The organism is Paenibacillus sp. 19GGS1-52, from assembly GCF_022369515.1.
In the GTDB taxonomy this organism is placed as follows: Bacteria; Bacillota; Bacilli; order Paenibacillales; family Paenibacillaceae; genus Paenibacillus_AQ.
Window position 1 is genome coordinate 4,167,227 of record NZ_CP059724.1, and the last position, 18,996, is coordinate 4,186,222.

At 47.5% G+C, this 18,996-nt stretch carries 15 protein-coding genes; 8 read left to right on the forward strand and 7 right to left on the reverse strand.

Features of this window, described 5'->3' with window-relative positions:
• Window positions 1-4: 4 nt before the first annotated feature.
• From H1230_RS19465 to H1230_RS19475, 3 genes are all read right to left on the reverse strand, one after another.
• Window positions 5-1,672 carry a type 2 periplasmic-binding domain-containing protein gene (locus H1230_RS19465; RefSeq protein ID WP_239711571.1) on the reverse strand — a complete coding sequence of 556 codons (1,668 nt, stop codon included), beginning with the start codon at window positions 1,670-1,672 and terminating at the stop codon, window positions 5-7.
• 354 nt (window positions 1,673-2,026) lie between these two features.
• The gene (locus tag H1230_RS19470; protein ID WP_239711572.1) at window positions 2,027-4,273 is read right to left on the reverse strand and encodes a glycoside hydrolase family 95 protein; all 2,247 of its coding nucleotides are present in this window, start codon (window positions 4,271-4,273) and stop codon (window positions 2,027-2,029) included.
• A 148-nt stretch (window positions 4,274-4,421) separates the two neighbouring features.
• On the reverse strand, window positions 4,422-5,849 hold the full coding sequence (locus tag H1230_RS19475) for a family 43 glycosylhydrolase (RefSeq protein ID WP_239711573.1): 1,428 nt from the start codon (window positions 5,847-5,849) through the stop codon (window positions 4,422-4,424).
• 290 nt (window positions 5,850-6,139) lie between these two features.
• Here H1230_RS19475 and H1230_RS19480 point away from each other — a divergent pair, with 290 nt between their 5' ends.
• From H1230_RS19480 to H1230_RS19495, 4 genes are all read left to right on the forward strand, one after another.
• On the forward strand, window positions 6,140-7,246 hold the full coding sequence (locus H1230_RS19480) for a family 8 glycosyl hydrolase (RefSeq protein WP_239711574.1): 1,107 nt from the start codon (window positions 6,140-6,142) through the stop codon (window positions 7,244-7,246).
• 645 nt (window positions 7,247-7,891) lie between these two features.
• Complete coding sequence (locus tag H1230_RS19485; protein WP_239711575.1) at window positions 7,892-9,031, forward strand: VanZ family protein; 1,140 nt, start codon at window positions 7,892-7,894, stop codon at window positions 9,029-9,031.
• Between the two features lie 13 nt (window positions 9,032-9,044).
• A complete protein-coding gene (locus tag H1230_RS19490) occupies window positions 9,045-10,517 on the forward strand; it encodes an amidase family protein (RefSeq protein WP_239711576.1) in 1,473 nt (490 codons plus the stop codon).
• Between the two features lie 78 nt (window positions 10,518-10,595).
• On the forward strand, window positions 10,596-12,041 hold the full coding sequence (locus H1230_RS19495) for a serine hydrolase domain-containing protein (protein ID WP_239711577.1): 1,446 nt from the start codon (window positions 10,596-10,598) through the stop codon (window positions 12,039-12,041).
• An 85-nt stretch (window positions 12,042-12,126) separates the two neighbouring features.
• On the opposite strand, the gene H1230_RS19500 is transcribed toward H1230_RS19495, so the two are convergent.
• Window positions 12,127-12,882 (reverse strand): exodeoxyribonuclease III, encoded by a 756-nt coding sequence (locus H1230_RS19500; protein WP_239711578.1) that lies wholly within the window; start codon window positions 12,880-12,882, stop codon window positions 12,127-12,129.
• A 136-nt stretch (window positions 12,883-13,018) separates the two neighbouring features.
• On the opposite strand from H1230_RS19500, the gene H1230_RS19505 reads away from it, so the two are divergent.
• Window positions 13,019-14,182, forward strand: coding sequence for an MFS transporter (locus tag H1230_RS19505; RefSeq protein ID WP_239711579.1), 1,164 nt, complete (start codon window positions 13,019-13,021; stop codon window positions 14,180-14,182).
• 99 nt (window positions 14,183-14,281) lie between these two features.
• On the forward strand, window positions 14,282-14,569 hold the full coding sequence (locus H1230_RS19510) for a hypothetical protein (protein ID WP_239711580.1): 288 nt from the start codon (window positions 14,282-14,284) through the stop codon (window positions 14,567-14,569).
• Between the two features lie 220 nt (window positions 14,570-14,789).
• Here H1230_RS19510 and H1230_RS19515 read toward each other — a convergent pair whose 3' ends face one another.
• Entirely contained in the window at window positions 14,790-15,215 is a 426-nt protein-coding gene (locus tag H1230_RS19515) for a hypothetical protein (RefSeq protein ID WP_239711581.1), read from the reverse strand.
• Window positions 15,216-15,362: 147 nt separating this feature from the next.
• Here H1230_RS19515 and H1230_RS19520 point away from each other — a divergent pair, with 147 nt between their 5' ends.
• A complete protein-coding gene (locus tag H1230_RS19520; RefSeq protein WP_239711582.1) occupies window positions 15,363-16,025 on the forward strand; it encodes a DNA alkylation repair protein in 663 nt (220 codons plus the stop codon).
• A gap of 11 nt (window positions 16,026-16,036) precedes the next feature.
• Here the strand turns inward: H1230_RS19520 and H1230_RS19525 are convergent, their stop codons facing one another.
• Entirely contained in the window at window positions 16,037-16,888 is an 852-nt protein-coding gene (locus tag H1230_RS19525) for a helix-turn-helix transcriptional regulator (protein ID WP_239711583.1), read from the reverse strand.
• A 544-nt stretch (window positions 16,889-17,432) separates the two neighbouring features.
• Between H1230_RS19525 and fabF the strand changes: the two genes are divergently transcribed.
• Window positions 17,433-18,668 (forward strand): beta-ketoacyl-ACP synthase II, encoded by a 1,236-nt coding sequence (fabF, locus tag H1230_RS19530; RefSeq protein ID WP_239711584.1) that lies wholly within the window; start codon window positions 17,433-17,435, stop codon window positions 18,666-18,668.
• A gap of 56 nt (window positions 18,669-18,724) precedes the next feature.
• Here fabF and H1230_RS19535 read toward each other — a convergent pair whose 3' ends face one another.
• Window positions 18,725-18,994, reverse strand: coding sequence for a NifU N-terminal domain-containing protein (locus H1230_RS19535; protein ID WP_239711585.1), 270 nt, complete (start codon window positions 18,992-18,994; stop codon window positions 18,725-18,727).
• Between the last annotated feature and the right edge of the window lie 2 nt (window positions 18,995-18,996).

The window sequence follows — 18,996 nt, forward strand, 5'->3', positions numbered from 1 at the left end:
TCGACTACTTCACACTCCAGTTTTTGATGCGCAACTGGATTCCTTCATTTATCCGGTCTTCATAAGCCTTGATGTCCAGCTTATGAATGTGGTCGACATAATCTTGCCAGACCCCATCAAATTCAGCCGGACTGGCCATAATGGCCTTCGGCAAATATTTGACTTCAAGGTCATTCAGCTTGGACTGCGCAAGCTTGGCTGCCGAACCGTCCTTAAGAACGATGGAGTAAGCAGGGAAGTAGATATTATTTTCTTTCGGTTCCTTGAAGAATTCGGACCATGTTTTCTTGTTATACGCTTTCAGGATTTTCTGATCAGAAGGTTTCAGACTGTCGAAGAATTCCTGCGGTTGAGTTCCGGCATCCGCTGCATTCCCGTCGCTGTAGGTACCTTGAATTTTCGGCATATAACCAAACATAGTCGTGATTTTGTTAGCCAACTGCCAGCTTGTTTGATCTGCGTTCGTCCGCTCTTCCGGCGTCCGGTAGAACGTGCCGTCTTCCTTCACTTCATAGTCTTCGCCTTTGGTTCCCCATTGGAGAGTTTTCTGCCAATCTTCTGTAATCATCTGATCCAAGAATTTGATAATCCGGACAGGGTCCTTGGCATTGATCGAAATACCTAATCCGCGGTTGGTGCCGACCGCTCCGCGGTCACGATACCATTCCTCCGCGCCCGGATAGAGCAGAGGGAAGCCGATATACGTATTTTCTCTTTTGCCTTGAGAGATCAAAGAGGTTTCTCCATCTTGGAAGTTCCAGTGCTGGTCAAACATACCGATGACCTTGCCGCTTGCGATTTTGGCCAGGTACTGGTCATAGTTCTGTACGAAAGCTTCTTTATCCATCAAACCTTGAGCGTTAATTACATTAAGCTTCTTATAATAGGTCTTGGAAATGTCCTTATCGGCAAAAATCTGCGCTTTGTTGTTGTCTACAACAACGCCCCCGTCATTCGGATGGCCCGCCAAGTGCTCAGGAGCGTTCTGAAGCGGGAATACACGCCAGTCGAAGTTGAGCGATTCAAATCCGATCATATCCGGGTGCTTCTCTTTATATTTGGCAATGATATCGAAATACTCATCAAGAGTCTTCGGTGTCGGATATCCCATTTCCTCAAGCACAGACTTTTGAAGCCAGAAGCCTGGTCCCTGGTAAGTCGGTTCGGTAATTTTACCTTGATATACACCATAGCTTGGCAAAACGTAGATATGTCCGTCGGTCTCATCCTTGATCTGATTCCAGACCCCGGCATAATGCTTCTTCAGGTTGGGAGCGTACTTCTCAATCAAATCTTCAAGCGGAATGTACGCCTTGGCATTGAGTAATTTGTCATCGCCCGACATAATGTCCGGGTAGTCTCCTCCGGCAATCATAACCCCCAGCTTCTGCTGCAGGTCGCCCACCAGAAGCTCCGTATTGAAGCTGACGCCGGTTTTTTCTTTAATCAGTTTGAGAATCTTGTTGTCCTCCGTAGGCGTCTGCCCGGGACTAGCCAAAAATACCGAGAATGTTGCCGGAGCATTGTCGTCTCCATTTGCGACTGGACTAGCCGTTGCCCCATTAGCTGAATTGCCGTTTGAATTGTTCGAGCTGCAGCCTGACAGAGCCAGTGCAACCGTGAATACACCGACCGCCAGCGCTCTGGCGGAACGTTTTACCTTTTTATGCATTTTGTTATGCCTCCCCTTTTTTGGCCTAATCACTTCGTATGTTCAATCACCTAGTGACAATTTAATTATATCTTTCAAGAATACGCTTACAATTCATAAATTATAGGTCTTCCCCCCTAAAAATACGATAATATGAAAACGCTTGCTATTGATATGACCCATGGACTTACTTACGTTCAAGGCTTATCCATACCAGATTCCAGAAAATGAGTTTCTGAGGGGGAGTCTAAACGCAATGCAGGACAATTTCAAGAAACATGGATTGTACAGCGGAATAGGGCTGGCGTCAATACGCCACCCCCTGCCAATACAAACTTATAGAACTGACAAATTGGACACCTTCCTGTTCATTCTTTAACGGGTGAACGTATAGGAGCTTCCGGCTTCTCCGTTGAACGAAACGGAATCAAGACCAGGACCTCCCAGCCGGCATGGACCGGAAACCGCGCAATTCACAACCGCTTCAGTAATTAGTCCCTCCGCCCACGCGAAATCGAGGGTATATCCTCCCCTCGCCCGCAGGCCCTTGACGCTGCCCGCGCTCCAGCTTTGCGGTAGCGCGGGCAGCAGCTTGATTCCCTCGGCATGGCTCTGGATCAGCATCTCGGCAATCCCCGCCGCTCCTCCAAAATTGCCGTCAATCTGGAACGGCGGGTGGTTGTCAAACAGGTTGGGCAGCGTGGAATGCTCCAGCAAAGCGCGGACATTCGCATAGGCCTTGCCCTCATCCTGTAATCTGGCCCAGAAATTGATGATCCAGGCCCGGCTCCAGCCGGTGTGGCCTCCGCCGCTGACCAGCCTGCGTTCCAGCGTCGTCCGGGCGGCTTCAGCCAGTTCCGGCGTATGCTCCACGGTGAAGGAGTCGCCGGGGTACAGCGCAAACAGATGGGAGATGTGACGATGCCCCGGCTCCACCTCTTCATAATCCTCCATCCATTCTTGAATCTGGCCGTATTTCCCGATTTTCGGCCTTGGAAGCCTTGCCAGAGCAGCTACGAGCTCTTCACGGAACGCCTCGTCCCTGCCGATAATCTCCGCACTGCGGATACATGCCCTGAAGAGCGCTTCAATAATCTGAAAATCCATTGAAGCCCCGGCGCAGAGCACACCCGATTCGCCGCCCGGCAGCTTATAGGTGTTCTCAGGGGAGACGGATGGGCAGGTAATCAGCCGGCCTTCTTCGTCTTCCACCAAATAATCTAATAGGAACTGAGCCGCCTCTTTCATCGTCTCATATGCCTGCGCCAGAAAATAGCGATCCTGGCTGAACCGATAATGTTCCCATAGATGCAGGCATAGCCAGGCGGCACCTAGCGGCCAGAAAGAAGCAGGCAAGTAGGTATCCTGCGGAGCCGTGTCTGCCCAGATATCCGTATTGTGGTGCGCTGTAAACCCTCCGCAGCCGTACATAACCCTGGCTGTGACCCGCCCCGGCTCCCGCATCCGCTCGATCAAATGAAACAGCGGCTCATGGCATTCGGCCAGATTGCAGATTTCGGCTGGCCAGTAGTTCATTTGCGCATTGATGTTAATCGTGAATTTGCTGTCCCATGCAGGAGTGAAGCTGTCATTCCAGATGCCCTGCAGATTCGCAGGCAAGGAGCCTGGGCGGCTGGAAGATATGAGCAAATAGCGGCCATACTGAAAATAGGTCGCTATCATACCATTGTCCTCCTCCCCCTTCTGAATCCGCTTCAGTCGCTCGTCGGTCGGCAATTCGCTCTGATGCAGGTTCTCCGGCAGTGTCAGCGCAACCCGCCCATACAGTCCGCGGTAATCCGTGATATGCCGGGCCAGCAGCTCTTCATAGGAAACACAGGATAGTTCTTCTAGCCGTCTTTTGGCGTGAAGCTCCGGATCGGGATTGCGGAACGTAGTTCCCGCAGCAAGCAGCAGCGTAACCGAGCTTGCTCTATCCACAAGCAAATACTCGCCGACGGTCTGACATTTGCCGTCTTCCGTGACCGCCCTCAAGACAGCAGCAAAGGAGCTACCCCCATGGCCGCCGCAATCGCCGCTCATCGCCAGCCCGTTGTTCTGCCACTTTTCAGTTTTCTCCAGATATCTCCAACTGTGACGGTTAAACCGCGCTTTCAGGGAAACCCCGTTCTTATGATCGGAGGAAATCCGGATGACAATCGCCTGATCCGGGAAACTTGCCAGCAGCTCACGGGTATATCGGACCTCACCGATCCGGTACTTGATCCGGGATACACCGCTCTCCAAATCAAGCTCTCTTCTGTAGTCTTCGGCAGGCTGGCCGTGACCTCCAAAGGACAACAGCAGTTCTCCCAGTGGCAAATAATGCCGCTGCGCTTCAGGAGTTCCCGCCATCGACATCGCTGCCAGCTCCTCCGCTTCCCGCAACTTCCCTTCCAGAATCAGACTGCGGAGCTTAGGCAAGTGAGGCAGGGCATCTTCGTTGTTGCGGTCGCGCGGGCCGCCGTACCATACTGAATCCTCATTGAGCTGCAGCTTCTCTTCGGCTGTACCGCCAAAAATCATGGCACCGAGCCGCCCATTCCCAATCGGCAACGCCTCATTCCATTCCCGCGCCGGTTGGCTGTACCACAACTGCTGCTTGTGTTCCACGCTTGTCATGACTGCTTCGCTCCTCGGCCATTAAATTTTCCAGGAATTCAAGTCCTCTTCTCTGACAGCTACTGGATCGTCCTGATAAGAAACGACGCACCTGAGTATATCCGAGCGCTGCTTTCTTTTATACAACGCTATCAAATTTTGCTCCCGGTCATTCCAAAGTAAAAGAGGCCAAACTGGCACCGCCAGTGCCGGTATACGTAAAATAAAGTGCTTGTACACCATCCGGAATAACCAGTGCAGTGGAGTATTCCTCCCAGACATTCGCGAAGTTTACCGGTATCCGTCCGAGAGCCGGTCCATCCCACGACGTTTTCACTTCAAAGATGCCCTGGCAATATCCGCGCACCTTGATCTTGACTTTCTTGACTCCCTCGCAAGTAAAATATTTAAACCCGGCGGTAGCCGAATCCGTCATATTGGCAATATAGCCAATTTCCTCTTCGCCATCCATGCCGTCCTGAGTAATCTTTGGAAACCGGCTGTCCATCCATGCTCCGATACGACCGAAGCCTCCGGTGTACATCTCCTGATCTTTGCAGAACAAATGACAGGCCAGGTATGCCGGATATTCTCCCCGGCCTTCAAGCGGCCCTCCGTTTGGACCGCAGGAAGTCATCTCCACCTGGGGGATCGTGCCATCCCCGCGGAATTCAATCCTCTCGATGCAGCCCTGCCGGGAGAATGCCATCCCATTGGTATGCCGGTGATAGAAAATGTACCATTCCCCGTTGATTTCAACAATGCTGCCATGGTTATTGCCGCCATAATACATCGGCTGTCCCGCCGGCTTGTACGAATCGATATGAAGATCACAATTGCTAACAATGACTCCCTGGTACTTGAAGTCTTTGGTCGGATGCTTACTGGTCGCATAGCACAGCTCATGCATGGAGATCGAGGAATAGATAAGGTAGTAGATATCTCCCCTTTTGCGGATGGAAGGTGCTTCAAAGAACTCGTAATCTTCGAATCCGCTCCCCTTGCTGTATGACTGGCTCGGCGCAACAAATACAGGCTCTTCGACAATCGTGAGCATATCCGGGCCAAGCACCATTGCCATTGCGCCGTGTCTGGATGGGTCTCCATATGCGCAGAATCCGGTGTAGAGGTAGGTATTCTCACCTTCGGTCAGCACGCCCGGATCAAACTGCGGCTCGTCGCCTTTCCGCTCTCCCAGGCGCGTTCCATCGGCATATCTCACATAGCCGTAGAATTCATATTTACCGCCTGGAGTATCGCAGACAGCCACCGAAACAACGGGAACCTTGTCCAGTACATAGTAGAGATAGTACCGCCCATCCGGTCCCACAGTGACATCAGGAGCATACAGGCACATGCTTCCTTCAAGATTAAGCGGATCATCTGTAGTCCGGTAGATTACACCCTCATACCGCCAGTCGGCCAGATTCTCCTCCGGCGCAGACCAGCAGACATAGTCATTTAAGCAAAAGGCGTGTCCGTTAAAACGGTCATGCGATCCATACACATACACTCTGCCTTCGAATACATATGGTTCACCGTCAGGTACATATTCCCAAGACGGGAGATACGGATTTAATCCTTGTTTTTTTGTCATTGCAATTTCATCCTTCTCATTTATAAATTTTGTCTTTTTTATGGTTCTTGCTGTAGGACTTTGGTTTCACGGTTTGCCCCTTACAGTATAGTGAAGCGGTTTGAACGAAGTCCATGACATATAAACACCTAACATTGATCTATTCTGATATTCCGGGAAATCTTGTGGGAATCATTTTTATGGGCGGAGTACATGTACTAATCACCAATGATTTTCAAGGAAAATGCTTTAATTTCTATACCTCCGCATATGTTATGCTTTGAAAAAAACATATCCAATGGAGGATTGTTATGAGAAACCTGTTCAGAGAGAACGGAGTGTCGGAAGAGGCGATCCGGGAGAAGCTTGACGACACATGGAACGAATTGTTCAACGGAGCACCTGATGTCCGGATCTACCATCCCATGGATGACGATAAGGGATATATCGTGGATACCGGCAATACAGATGTGCGTACAGAGGGAATGTCCTATGGAATGATGATGGCTGTTCAGATGGATAAGAAGGAAGAGTTCGACCGGCTGTGGAAGTTCGCCAAGGTATATATGCAGCATACAGAGGGCCGTTACAAGGATTATTTTGCCTGGCACTGTAAAATGGATGGAACTCCGCTGTCGCCCGGTCCGGCGCCGGACGGGGAAGAATTCTTTGCAATGGCCCTGTTTTTCGCCTCAACTCGCTGGGGTGACAGCGCCGAACCGTTCAACTATTCCGAGCAGGCCAGAATTATTCTCCGTGCTTGTGTTCATAAAGGGGAAGACGGGGAAGGCGATCCGATGTGGGACCCGACGACCAAGCTGATCAAATTTGTTCCTGAAACCCCTTTCAGCGATCCCTCCTATCATCTGCCGCATTTCTATGAATTATTTGCCCTGCAGGCAGATGAACAGGATAGAGCTTTCTGGAAAGAAGCCACATCTAGAAGCAGAGCCTATTTACAAAAAGCATGTCATCCGGCTACCGGTCTTTCCCCCGAATATGCGAATTATGACGGAACTCCAACTGAACCCCAGCCGCATGGGGACTTCCGCCACTTCTTCAGTGATGCTTACCGGGTGGCGGCCAACATCGGGCTTGATTATGAATGGTTCCGCAATGACCCTTGGCAGGTGGGACAGTCCAACAGGATTCAGGCCTTTTTCCGGGACATTGATATAGCCGATTACCGGCGCTACACCATTGACGGTCAGCCTTTTGAGGAGCCATCCCTGCATCCGATCGGCCTTCTGGCAACGCTGGCCATGGCCTCGCTCGCTGCCGATGGCCCGAATGCCGGGCACTTCGTCCAGCTGTTTTGGAGTACGCCGCTTCGCACCGGTGAGCGCCGGTATTACGACAACTGCCTATACTTTTTCAGCTTGCTGGCTCTTAGCGGGAACTACCGTATCTATATATAATAGAAACAATAAATCGCTCTAAACAGGATGAATGGTTTCATAGCCTTCCTTCCTCTAAGGAGCGATTTCTCTATTTGGCATGAACCAAAGTTCTCATAAACCATTCCGTGCCTTTCTTTGATTCCGTTCTCATGTGCACATTTCGCTTCGCTTAGCTGGCGCTATGGCCTGAGCAGCTTCAGGTCTTCCTTGAGTTTTTGATATAATTCAGAAAGCGTTTCGCATGCCCTGAACTCTCCGGATTGGCTTCAAAGGAAGCTCCTGTTCTATACGCCCCCTAAGAGCGGCAATCTCCTGCTTGTCGATCGATTTCAACAGATAGTCCACCACTCCCGCGCAAAAGTGCTTTCCGTACATATTTTCGTTAGCCCCAAATACGTATTCATTTCTGATGCAATTTGATGATAATCGGTTCACATTTTGTATCCATCGGTTGTCATAAAGAAAGTGGTTAATTGGGGTTGTATGCCAAGAACGTGTCGTAAAGGCCAGCTGATCTAATTTGTAACTAATGTTAACTATACCCAGCCTGCCAACCTACTGTATGATTATAGGGACATGGAAGTTGGGTATACAACTACGTAAGCTTTGTTTTTGTGAGTATCTATCTAATTTCTACAAAATAAATATTTCGGAGTGTGAAAAATGTTTCACTCGTATCTCTTTCCAATTTCTTATGCATTTTTAACTTTCCCGCTTGCGGCTCTGCTCTTCACATTGCCTTTTCTGATTGTGCAATACCGGAGGCACGGCTATATCAACAAGGTTAGAGCTCTGATGTTATATTTGCTGCTGCTCTATCTAATGAATGCTTTCTATCTGGTCATGCTGCCACTTCCCGCTAACCGGCATAATTCCCCGCCCTCTTTTGGCGAGATCCAGCATATTCCGTTCTATTTCATTCAGGATATACTGAAGCACTCCAATTTTTCAGTAGATCAACCGGCAACCTACCTCTCTATTTTAAGTGAGCCTACCTTTCTCCAGATTATATTTAATATGGTGTTGATGGTGCCTTTCGGGATGTTTCTTAGCTACTATTTCCGTACACGCTGGGTGGTGTGCATTCTCTTGTCTTTTGGAATCTCCTTGTTTTTCGAGATCACGCAAATTACTGGCATTTACGGTTACTTTGATTATCCCTACCGTGTATTTGATGTCGATGATCTGATCACCAATACCCTCGGCGGTATCATTGGGTTTCAAATTGCCAGCTGGATATCCGGCTTGCTTCCACGTATTGAGCACTTGGATTCAAAAGTAGATCTGTCTGCTAAAAGGATTACTTATACGCGAAGAGGCCTTGCTTTTCTACTCGATAGCTGCGTATGGATAGCTGGATTCTTCCTGCTCTCAACCCTGCCTATTAAGGGGGCCTTCTGGATCGCAACGGGGATTTATTTCATGCTGATTCCTTATCTGACCAACGGGCGGACGCTTGGCAAATGGATCGTGCGCATTCAACTTACTGGCAGAAGTCCACGCATCTCATTAGGGAGTCTTATCGTCAGGTACGGTTTGCTATATTGGGTGTTGCTCGGGCTGCATATACTTCTATTCGAGCCCTATGTAATTGACAATCTCTCTGCTGTATTGACTCTGATCCTGCAAATCCTCGTGCTGATTATCGATTCTTTATTCTTAATCCATCTGCTTTCACGAGTATTCACCAAAAATAATCAACTGCTTTACGAACGCTTAAGCCGGACCTCACATGCCATTTCGTGGCCGAAGCAGCAACAGAACACGGATTCCGGGACAGCAGCTAAACCAATTGACGGGTAAGGGAGAATTTCATATGGATAGCCAGGAATGGATTATAGAAGCGGATATTAACAGTATGCAAACGGCTATGCAGAATGGTTTATTAACCTCTGAACGTTTGGTTTCACTTTATTTAGCGCGTATTGAAAAGTACGACCAGACCATAAATTCCGTCTTGGAGCTAAATTCGGAGGCTATCGATATAGCCAGAGCGTTGGATAAAGAACGACAGGAACAGGGACCCCGCACCAAGCTGCATGGAATCCCTCTGCTGCTTAAGGACAATATAGATACCGGTGATCTTCTGCACACAAGTGCTGGCTCCATCACGTTAGCAGATTCTTGTGCCTCCGAGGATGCCTTTATTGCTGCCAAATTGCGAGCTGCTGGAGCTATTATCTTAGGAAAGGCAAATATGACCGAGTGGGCCAACTTTATGTCTCCTACGATGTGGGCCGGTTATAGCTCGCGCGGTGGACTTGTACTGAATCCTTATGGACCAGGCGAATTATTCGTAGGGGGTTCAAGCTCTGGAAGTGCCGCCTCTGTAGCCGCCAATCTGATTGCCGCTGCTATTGGCACTGAAACCTCGGGTTCAATCATCGGCCCAGCCAGCCAGAACGGTATCGTCAGCATCAAACCTACAGTTGGCCTGCTCAGTCGCTCTGGAATTATTCCGAGTACAATCTCTCAGGATACGGCAGGACCGATGGCCAGAACAGTTACAGATGCGGTGATTCTGCTGGGAGCTATGACTGGAATCGATGACAAGGATCAAGCTACGGCTACCAGCCAGGATCACGCTCATCAGGATTATACTGTTTTTCTGGATGCGGACTATTTAAGTGGTGCCAGGATAGGTATACCCAGAGCCTATTATACTGAACTCGACCCCGCAGGTCTCGAAATTATGGAAGCTGCTATAGCTGTGCTGAAGGAAAAAGGGGCTCTTATTATCGATCCTATCGAACTTCCCTGTGAGAAGCAGGAATGGTCATCCACTGTATTGCAATATGAATTTAAGAAAGTTCTCAATTCTTATTTATCGCAACTTGACACCACCGTTCCAGTTCATTCTTTACGAGAAGTGATACATTTCAATAACCAGCAGAGTGAACAAGCTCTGAAATACGGCCAGGGTACGCTTGAATGGCTGGAAGAATCCAGCGATTCTATTTCCGAACAAGAGTATTTGGCGCAACTACAGCTAAACCAGGAACAAGCCCGCAATCAAGGAATCGATTACGCACTGAAAAGCTACAGACTAGATGCGCTTATGTTCGCTGGCTTTCATGGAAGCGACATCGCGGCAAAAGCGGGCTACCCGCTTATCACCGTGCCAGCTGGGTATGCAACCACAGGTATAATTGCACCCGGTGGTTACATCACCAAAGGACCGGTTGGGGTTACTTTCTCTGGGACTGCTTTTAGTGAACCTACCCTTATCAAGATCGCCTATGGATTCGAACAGGCTACGAAACAACGCTTTCCACCTACATTAACTTAAATTATTTTTTACATAGTGTACAAGGCACAAGTTGTTATAAAATGGATATTGTGAGATTCTTCTTAAGGGGATGATATTATGACAACTGTAAGCGCTAATCTTCAGGTACCAAGAAGCCAACCGGAAGAACAAGGTATTTCATCATCAGCAATATCCAATTTTCTAAACACGGTACAGAGTAATCATTTGGGGCTGCACAGCTTCATGCTCCTGCGGCATAGTCACGTTGTGGCTGAAGGCTGGTGGGCACCGTATAAGGCCGAGCTTCCGCATATGCTATTTTCTCTTAGCAAAAGCTTCACCTCTACGGCGATCGGCCTCGCTGTTGCCGAACAACTTCTTTCTCTCGACGATTTAGTGGTTTCCTTCTTTCCTGATGAAGCTCCTGAAGAGCTTTCCACTAACTTAGCCCAAATGAAGGTCCGTCATTTATTAATGATGGGTACAGGACATGTCGTAGATACGACAGATTTCTTACGTAAAAGCGAGGATGGTAATTGGGTTAAAGCATTTTTTGGGGTTCCAGTGGAACAGGAACCAGGAACTCATTTTCTGTATAACACCGGGGCTACTTACATGCTGTCAGCCATACTCCAAAAGATCACTGGAGAGACGCTGCTGGACTATTTAGAACCACGACTCTTTACTCCACTGGGAATACGCAATGCAACTTGGGAATCCTGTCCGCGTGGAATTAACACTGGAGGATTCGGCCTGAGCCTCACCACCGAGGACATCGCCAAATTCGGCCAGCTATTCTTGCAAAAGGGCAGCTGGAACAACCAGCGAATCGTGTCTGAGGCTTGGATCGAAGAAGCCACATCCAAACAAATCTCCAACGGAGATGGCGGCGATAATGACTGGTCGCATGGCTATGGCTATCAGTTTTGGCAATGTCGTCACGGTGCATACCGTGGTGATGGAGCGTTCGGACAGTTCTGTATCGTTCTACCTGAGCAAGATGCGGTTATAGCTATCACAAGTGGTACAAGCGATATGGGGGCGATAATGAACGCTGTCTGGGAGCATCTGCTGCCTGCAATGCTGCCGGAGCCGATATCTATACCAGACTATACTCAGATCTCAGATCTAACTGCCCAATTAAGCGCTTTGTCAATTGATCCCCCACAACAACAGCCATCTTCACCGCTAGAGGATGTCTTGGAAGGCAAACAATATAAACTAGATGATAACGAAGAGGAATGGAGCTCATTCTCTATATCTTTTAGCGAGAATGAGGCCATTATTACTTTACACAATAAGCTAGGTAAGCATATCATTCATGCGGGTCGTGGTACTTGGGCTGAGAGCTTTGCCAGTGTACTTGACCATACGGTGAATCGCATCATGTCCAGCATTACCTGGATAACTGCCGATATACTCCAACTGACACTCCAATATATTGAAACCCCTTTCCATTTCATTATCGATATCAAGATCGAGGAGAATACGATTGTTCTTACGCAGCAGGTCAACGTTGCCTTCGGTCCGCCTGAAGCGGTAACAATCATTGGCAGAACTTAACTTCTTATCCTTGCCTTCACACCAAAAACAAGGCCGAAACCCTCTACCCGAGGATTTCGGCCTTTACTATACTAAATCTGTAGAATTAGATACTTACGGTTAATACAATCGGACAATGGTCACTCCCCATAATGTTGCAATCGATGGCAACGTCCGTCAAGGAGGTTGCAAGCCTTGTTGAGGCTAGAAAATAATCAATTCGCCAACCCACATTCCGTTCTCTGACCTTTAGCATATAGGACCACCAGGTGTAGGCACCCTCTAGCTCTGGGTTAAAGTGTCTGAAGGTATCGATGAATCCAGCACCCAACAATGTTGTCATTTTACCCCTTTCTTCATCTGTAAATCCAGAGTTCCCCCGATTAGGCTTCGGATGCTTTAAGTCGATTTCCGCATGCGCCACGTTCAGATCTCCGCATACGATCACTGGTTTGAGCTTATCCAGCTCCAGTAAATAACTCCGGAACCTATCCTCCCATTCCATTCTGTAGTCGAGTCTCGACAGATCACGTTTGGCATTAGGGGTATACACATTTACCAAATAGAAGTTATCGAATTCCAAAGTGATAATTCTGCCTTCAGCTTCTGTATCCTCTTCCATGCCATATCTTACGGAAAGCGGTTTGATTTTGGTAAAAATAGCGGTTCCCGAATAACCTTTTTTCAGCGCATAATTCCAATATTGATGATAATCGGCTGCCTGCTCCAGATTAATCTGGCCTGCCTGAAGCTTTGTCTCCTGCACACAAAATATATCGGCATCGCTTTCCTTAAAATAATCATTAAATCCTTTAACTACACATGCTCTTAGGCCATTTACATTCCATGATATCAGCTTCATGATTCTTTTCTCCTTGCTGTTTACTAAGATTTATCCCATTTTAGCATAATATCAACTGAATGGATGACCTATCCATGATACAATATCAGAATTGGCTCAAATCATCCTATGAAAATACGTGAGGTATAACCATCTTATGAAAGCACCTACTCTACTACGAGGCTTTAACTTTTTGTATTTTGCATTGCTGGCTATGTTTATTCCCTTTCTGCCCGTCTACTTGGATGACCAAGGTTTAAATCCGGCTCAGATTGGCTTTATCATGGGTACTGGCGGATTTGTAACGATTATTGCTCAGCCCTTATGGGGAATGATCAGCGACAGAACCAAAACCATCCGTAAAGTGCTCTTAGTCCTGCTGCTGTGCTCCGCTATAAGCGGCTATCTGCTATATGACTCCACCAGCTATGTACTGCTTATCTTATACGCGATGTTGCTCTACTTTTTCCTAATGCCCATTGATCCGCTCACAGAAAGCTTAAACTTTCGGATAGCCGAGGCATCAGGGATCAGCTATGGCTCGATTCGTACCTATGGTGCGCTTGGTTATGGTGTAATCGCACTGCTTACTGGATATGTCATGTCCTATTTTGGTGCGCACAGTCTAGCCCTGCTCTTCGCCGGAATTGGCGTACTAGGCTTTCTGATAAGCTGGTTTATGCCGGATGCTCCTGTTACAGGGAAGCCCGTTACACTGAGCAGTCTCAAACAATTTTTAAGTAATAAAGAGACACTACTCTTCCTGCTGCTTGTGTTCATCAGTTCCGTTCCTGCGCGGATGAACGATACTTTTCTCGGAGTATATATTCGTGAGCTTGGCGGGAGTCCTCAACTGGTCGGACAATCCTTTTTTCTGGCAGCAAGCAGTGAGATCGCTGTATTTGCCCTAAGCTTCTGGTGGCTGCGTAAAGGCAAAGAGCTAATGATAATCACACTCGCCGGCGCTTTTTATTTCATCCGCTTTTTCCTCTCAGCTTGGATAACTGATCCTCACCTGCTGGCTTATCTGCAAATCCTGCAATTGTTGACTTTCCCGATCTTCTACTCGGCAGCGATTCAATACCTGTACAGCATTGTGCCCGAGGAATGGCGCGCCACCGGCCAAACGGTATTAGCCCTGCTATTCTTCGGAGTATCCGGCATTATTGCCTCTTATGCAGGTGGCGCCCTTTATGAAGCCTTTGGGGGGCAGACCCTGTATTTGTCAATGTCCGTCATGTCTTTTCTGGGGATGGGTTTCGGCCTAATTCTTCACCGTCTTTATGGTAGGAAATCCTCCAAGATAGGTTCATCCGTATAGTAGTTCTATTAAAATGTGCTAACTTCCTATGTCATTTGTGATCGCAATAATAGAATTACAACATAGAATATCCTATCAAAAGAAAAGGAGGTCGTTACTATGGCTATCTTATTACCCCAACAATTCTTCGATTTAGCACCTAATGTCGGTAAATCCTACTACGAGAATTTGGCTGGCGGGATTAATGCTGCAGTTACAGTACAGAACTTCTCTGCTCTGAACCCAGTATCACTAGTTCTTACTCGCGTAAATGCTCCAGTCGTCACTTACGTCATCCCACCATTAAACAGTCTAACTATTGCTTCTAACAAACTTTTAGTTGCTGCTCTGTTATCCGGTGCTGGAGCTGTGACTGGTACCATTGAAGTTGCTACCTCTGATTTCTAATATAAACCCAGAGTATTCCTCCTCATACTCACTATTAGGAATCTCCCTCTGAAATAAGGCTGTCCCAAGGGCTATGTAGCGCCTGCCGGGACAGCTTTTTTTAGCTCTAATTGCAGAGTCAATTTTATAGTCTTATATGTAATTCACACACAAAAATACGAGTGCCAATTCGCTATGGCGACCCGTTTTTTTGTGTAAATATCTTCTTGTGCGGTATAGATTAGCCACCAATCGCAATAGCAGTGAAGGTAATTGGACCGATAACCCTTGCGGTAGAAGCTGCATTACGGTTTTCAACAATTAATTGATAGTTTTGTGTTCCAAGTGGAGCATGTTCTATCATTTGCAAGGAAACGAGCGAGTATTCATCAACGCCATCAAATGCGTCTCCCGCCAGTGCATAGTAGATTTCCGTACCTGCACGCCATAGACGAACAATTATTTCTGGTTCCCCACTAATAGAACGATAACCGAAAGTCGCATTCAATTCCACTTTGTTCGTCGAAGAAGCAGGATTGGCAGGATCAATATTAACCGAAGTAGTTGCAATGGAAACGCCTGCTGGACTCGTGGGTATCGGAATATTCACTCCGTTGGCAATGGGCGTTATTACAGATGCATTGTAATCAATAATAACTTTAGTCATTTCTTTCATCTCCTTCTCATCGGATACTCTATTCTATGAGACCAGAGAGAAGTTGCTTGGACAATCGAGAATGGTCAATACCCTATTTTAATGGGTAGAATAGAGAATAGGATTTGATGATGAATACTGGCAGGAGGAATATTTAATATGAATAGCAATATCAACGTTCTGATAGAGCGAATGCAGGCAAAAATGAACCCGCACGAGGCTACAGCCATGTCCGCTTATATGCGTGACCAATTTTCTTTTCTCGGAATCAGGTCACCACTGCGCAAAGAACTACTCAAGGAATTTCTGGCGCAGTATCCCCCGCAAAAAAAATGGGTTTCTGTACTTTGGAACCTGCCGGAAAGAGAATACCAGTATTCGGCTTTGGATATTTTGCTCAAAATAAAAAAACAACTGAACCCTGATGATCTCCCGCTCATTGAGAGCTTTATTACCACCCGTTCCTGGTGGGATACAGTAGATCTTTTGGCCGCTAATGCTGCCGGTTTCCTGCTGCTACAATCACCAGATTTGCAAGAGGAATTTGGAGAAAAGTGGCTCCATTCCGATAACATGTGGCTTAACCGGACTGCCATTCTGCATCAGTTGCATTATAAGCAGGATACAAACGAAGAATTGCTGTATCGCTATATCCTCACACACGCAGCTTCTTCCGAATTTTTTATTCAAAAAGCCATCGGTTGGGCACTCCGGGAGTATTCGAAGATCAACCCTACCTCTGTCAGAAACTTCATCGAAAATGAAAACCTGAAACCTCTTAGCAAACGGGAAGGTCTGAAATGGATCAGCAAAAACAACTAAGCCTTGCATGGTCAGCCTATCGCATATTGCTCCATCAACTGCTTCAGCTTAGCTTCTGTATTCGAGTCACCACTTGGAGTATATATACTACAGCGCAGATCCGTACTGCCATGCACCTGCAGCGAAGTCAGATGAAACAACATCTTCCCCGCCTTGGCATGCCTGAATTCGAGCACCACGTCAGGAGCCGAGCTTACCTGGCTTTGTTCCCACAGCTCATTGAAGTCAGGATGACTGTCCTTCATTTCCCGAATAAAATCATCGTACCAAACATCCTCCACATATTGCCCGTAATACGCTCTAAAAATAGATAAATACCCACTGACGAACTGTTTCCAATTCACCGCCAGCCGCTGAAATTCCTTACGTACGAACAAAAGGCGAATCATATTCCGTTGCTCTACCGGCAGCTTGGCAAAGTTCAGAAATACATGGGCTGCTGCCTCATTCCAGCCCACAATTCCACAGCGACGATCAGATATGATCGTTGGACAATATTTAAGTTCCTGCAATATCTTCTGCAGTGATGGACTGAGCACAGAGAATTCCTCCTGCTGAAAAGGCACAATACCTGGGCCAGTCTCCAGTGCAAGCGCGAACAAATACTTACGCTCATCCTTGCTTAGTTGAAGTGCTGCTGCAACACAATCCAGAACGGATGAGGACACTTTGATATCACGTCCTTGCTCAAGCCAGGTATACCAGGTGCTGCTAACTCCAGCCAGCTGTGCGACCTCTTCTCTTCTTAGGCCCGGAGTCCGTCTGCGGGTGCCTTCCGGCAGTCCTATGGAGCTTGGCTGTATGGCTGCTCGGCGTGCTTTTAAGAAATCCGATAATGCCTGAAGCCTCGTTTGATTAGACATAAGTATGTATCCTGCCTTTCTGATCCAATCTATGCTCCTTAGTATAGTACTGATTATACTAGTATAAACTACAACTTGTAATAGGATAATAAAAGTGAAAAGATACACTTACATAAAGGCACGATTTGAGCTTATGCTGACAAAATTTGAGCCAATGCTTTCGAAGTGTTTTATTGCGAACTACATTCAGGGAGTATAGCTCCATAAAACTAGGCTGATGCTTTCGAAGTTAGTTTTGCGAAGAGGAATCAAGAAGTAGATGCTATCAAAACTTGAGCTAATGCTTACGAAGTGTTTTATTGCGAACTACATTCAGGGAGTATAGCTCCATAAAACTAGGCTGATGCTTTCGAAGTTAGTTTTGTACGAAGTAACTCGATGAAGCTGATGCTAACAAAACTTGAGCCGATGCTTACGAAGTGTTTTATTGCGAAGTACATTCAGGGAGTATAGCTCCATAAAACTAGGCTGATGCTTTCGAAGTTAGTTTTGTACGAAGTAACTCGATGAAGCTGATGCTAACAAAACTTGTAGGAGGATCAATATGGAACGAGTAGTCATAACGGGTATGGGATTGATATCGCCGCTGGGAAATACTGTCGAACAATTCTGGGATCGGCTAGTTAAAGGAGAATCGGGTATTTCCCCCATCACTTCATTTGATACATCACATTTTAAGACTAGGATTGCCGGAGTCGTACATGACTTCGATCCCGAAGCCCGCTTCGGCCGCAAAGATGTCCGTCGAATGGACCGGTTCAGCCAATTCGCATTGGCGGCAGCTGAGGAAGCTTGGGCGCATGCTGGACTCCAGCACGATAAGATCGACCACGAACGACTGGGTGTATACGTTGGCTCCGGTGTAGGGGGCATTCAGACCTTAATGGATCAAGGCGATCTGCTGCGAGCCCGGGGACCGGAGAGAGTCAGCCCCACCTTGATTCCTATGCTGATCTCCAACATGGCCGCTGCAATGATCAGCATTAAACTCGGCGCCTTAGGCCCGTCCATGTCGCCGGTAACGGCATGTTCAATCGGCAATACGGCCATTGGTGAAGCCTTTCGGCTGATTCGGTATGGCGGAGCTGACATCGTCATAGCCGGGGGCTCCGAGGCAGCGATTACCGAAATCTCATTAGCCAGCTTCGGCAATGCTACTTCACTTTCTACCCGTAATGATGAGCCCACGCAGGCGAGTCGGCCTTTTGACGGCAAACGAGATGGCTTTGTGATCGGTGAAGGCGGCGGAATTGTCATCCTGGAGTCGCTCGCTCATGCTCAAGCTCGGAACGCTCGCATCCACGGTGAAGTGATTGGCTACGGAGCCACCTCCGATGCTTATCATATGGTGGCCACGCACCCTGAAGGAATTGGCGCTTATCAGGCTATGAAGCTGGCACTACGTGAAGCCGGACTGCAGCCTACGGATGTAGATGTCATCAGCGCCCATGCCACAAGTACCCTAGTCGGAGACCGCTCTGAAACGCAGGCGATTAAAAAGCTGTTTGGCGAAGACGCCAGCCGTATTCCCGTTACTGCCAATAAATCAATGACTGGACATGCACTTGGAGCAGCCGGAGGCTTGGAAGCTATTGCTTTGATTAAGAGTATACAAGAAGGCATCATCCCTCCTACCATTAATCAAGAAGAGCCAGATGCCATCTGCGATCTGGATTATGTACCGAACGTTGCGCGGAAAGCCAATCTCAACATAGGGATTTCCAATTCTTTTGGCTTTGGTGGACATAACGCGGTTATTGTCATTCGCAAATACGAATAGCTCGCAAAAACCCCCGAGATCAGCTGATCTCAGGGGTTTCTACCTTATTTCGTCATTCAGGCATATACTTCTTCAAAAGCCTTTTCTACCTGGGGCAGAATAGTATCCCACTCGGCATCGGCGGTTTTGCTTACAGTGACAAAATCTCTGATTCCAAAGATGTTATCAATCCCTTCAATAGCCAACAGAGCATTGGCCAAGGGGTGTTCTGTGGCATCCCCACTTTTTAGAGATGTGCTTGAGGGACCTTCAAAAATAGTTTGATCGGTGTTGATTTTGATCGAATTCGGATTCGGTGTATTCTGAATATTAATACTTATAGCCATGT